The following is a 572-nucleotide window of genomic DNA, read 5'->3' as shown; positions in this document are numbered from 1 at the left end:
TTGTCATCGCGCCGGCCGCCGTAACCACCACGGTCACTGCCGCCACGGTCGCTGCCACGACGGTCATCACGACGGTCGTTGTCCCGGCGCTCCCCGCGGTAGCCGCCACGGTCGCCCCGGTCACCACTGTCCCGTCGCCGCTGGTCGCGCTCCGGTCGGTCGTCGGGAGAGTTGGTGGACATGGTGACTCCTGTCTTCGGTACCACAAGCATTGTAAAAACAAAAGGACCCCTGGTCCCAGCTGAACGCTGGGACCAGGGGTCCTCCAAAGATTGTTCGGCGGCGTCCTACTCTCCCACAGGGTCCCCCCTGCAGTACCATCGGCGCTGTGAGGCTTAGCTTCCGGGTTCGAAATGTAACCGGGCGTTTCCCTCACGCTATGACCACCGAAACCCTAATGGTTTCGAGCGAACAAGCACACTTTTCTGTTATGCGTTCTACTCAAATCCGGCAACGGTCGTTGCCTCAGAACTAACACAGTGGACGCGAGCAACTGAGGACAAGCCCTCGGCCTATTAGTACCGGTCACCTCCACCAGTTACCTGGCTTCCAGATCCGGCCTATCAACCCAG

General features: G+C 60.7%; 2 rRNA genes and 1 pseudogene. All 3 read right to left on the bottom strand.

From position 1 onward, the window contains the following. Nucleotides 1-182, bottom strand: a pseudogene (locus ADK64_RS46575) (tetratricopeptide repeat protein); the annotation flags it as partial. Nucleotides 183-274: 92 nt separating this feature from the next. After that, nucleotides 275-391 (bottom strand): 5S ribosomal RNA (gene rrf, locus ADK64_RS07995). Between the two features lie 104 nt (nt 392-495). Further along, nucleotides 496-572 (bottom strand): 23S ribosomal RNA (locus tag ADK64_RS07990); the annotation flags it as partial.

The organism is Streptomyces sp. MMG1121, assembly GCF_001280015.1.
Classification (GTDB): domain Bacteria; phylum Actinomycetota; class Actinomycetes; order Streptomycetales; family Streptomycetaceae; genus Streptomyces.
This window is presented reverse-complemented; position numbering and strand designations above follow the sequence as displayed.